The sequence below is a fragment of the Anaerotaenia torta genome, assembly GCF_050433395.1.
In the GTDB taxonomy this organism is placed as follows: Bacteria; Bacillota; Clostridia; order Lachnospirales; family Lachnospiraceae; genus Mobilitalea; species Mobilitalea torta.
Genome location: NZ_JBNPXH010000024.1, coordinates 1 through 1,538, shown reverse-complemented (window position 1 = coordinate 1,538; position 1,538 = coordinate 1). Strand labels below are relative to the sequence as shown.

General features: G+C 46.4%; 2 protein-coding genes and 1 pseudogene. All 3 read left to right on the top strand.

Going from position 1 to position 1,538, the window contains the following annotated elements; all coding sequences use genetic code 11:
* Positions 1-226 (top strand): annotated as a pseudogene (locus tag HNQ56_RS23770) (IS481 family transposase); the annotation flags it as partial.
* On the top strand, positions 226-1,029 hold the full coding sequence (locus HNQ56_RS23765) for an ExeA family protein (RefSeq protein ID WP_429151013.1): 804 nt from the start codon (positions 226-228) through the stop codon (positions 1,027-1,029). The pseudogene HNQ56_RS23770 and the gene HNQ56_RS23765, both read left to right, overlap by 1 nt.
* A gap of 11 nt (positions 1,030-1,040) precedes the next feature.
* Positions 1,041-1,364, top strand: coding sequence for a DUF6618 family protein (locus HNQ56_RS23760; protein ID WP_429151011.1), 324 nt, complete (start codon positions 1,041-1,043; stop codon positions 1,362-1,364).
* The last annotated feature ends 174 nt before the right edge of the window (positions 1,365-1,538 follow it).

The following is a 1,538-nucleotide window of genomic DNA, read 5'->3' as shown; positions in this document are numbered from 1 at the left end:
TGAACGCCGTGTTTCTGCTGACAGCGTTATTACCATTGACCAGGTGGAATACGAAGTTGATTTTCGCTTTGCTAAACAGCGGATCCGCCTCCGCTATTCCCCTGACATGGAAGAGATCTTTATCCTGGAAGCGGACGGGACACTTACTCCGATCCGGCTTCTAAACAAGCAGGAAAACGCATTCGTCAAACGTGAAAAAGTACATTTATGCAGAGGTGAAGAATAATGGATTATACTGCACGATACGGTCTAGAATTCAATCCGTTCCTTAAGAATTCCAAAGAGATTCTGGTAGACACAAAGGAGTACAAAGAAACTCTTTTCCGTCTTGATTATCTCGTGAAAACAAGGGGCTTCGGGCTTCTCACAGGAGGCCCCGGTCGGGGTAAGACAACTGCAATCCGCAACTGGGCTGCTGGCTTGAATCCTTCCCTTTATAAGGTTGTATACTCCAGCTTTTCCACTCTGACCGCAAACGATTTTTACCGGAACCTAGTATCCGAACTGGGAGCCCAGCCTGGGTTCCGTAAACCGGACAACTTCCGGACTATCCAGGAAGAAATATCCCGCCTTGCAGTTGAAAAAAGAAAAACACCCGTCATCATCATTGATGAAGCGAATTACATCAACAATGCAATCCTGAATGACCTTAAGATCCTGTTCAACTTCGAAATGGATTCCAGGGACCGTGCCGCCGTTCTCCTTGCAGGGCTTCCGACACTCAATTCCACCCTCCGGCTCGGGATCCACGAACCGCTCCGTCAGAGAATCGTCATGAACTATAACGTAGAAGGTTTATCCAAAGAGGAAGGCCGTCTGTACATCATCGAAAAACTCCGGGGTGCCGGCTGTAACCAGATCGTCTTTGAGGAGAATTCCATAGAAGCGATTCTCAATGCTGCAGATGGGACACCCCGTATCATCAACAAGCTTTGCAATGCCAGTCTGTTGATTGGCGAAAGCAGCAAGGCAAACATCATCAATGTCGATATCGTCATGCAGGCAGTCAATGACTGCGAACTGGGATAGGAGGAAGCGAAATGGAGTTTGATTATACCTGCACCGGTCTGGCCGGCATGAAGCCGGAAGTCTGGGAAGGGCATGTCCGTTTCCTTAGCCAGTCCAACCCTGTTGAACTGGAGGTATCCTCCAGGTACAGCAAGTTTCACATTATCTGTGGTAATCATGCATATGGAAACTATATCTGTATCCCCAACTGGGGTATTGGGACAGAACTCTCCAGACTTTGCGACAGTTTTTGGAACCTTGAGAGACTGACAACCATTTATCCGGAACTGTCCATGGTTGACGCAATCAGCATTGTAGATGCACTTGTAGCAATCAGTGATTACGTTTCATTTTAGGAAGAAGCAGGGAAACCTGCTTTTTCTTTGAATCATTTATTTTGCATTGAATCTGACAAGTCCGAATAATTTGCAGAAACTGTATCGGATAAAGTGACGATCAATGATGCCCTACACCGAATTCAGGTTAAAATAAAGTGCTGATTGCTGTATCTCCTAATTTGCCGGACAACA

Bases quoted from the DNA above. Each gene is read 5' to 3' on its own strand.
- HNQ56_RS23765 (WP_429151013.1), top strand. From the start codon at position 226: ATGGATTATACTGCACGATACGGTCTAGAATTCAATCCGTTCCTTAAG.
- HNQ56_RS23760 (WP_429151011.1), top strand. From the start codon at position 1,041: ATGGAGTTTGATTATACCTGCACCGGTCTGGCCGGCATGAAGCCGGAA.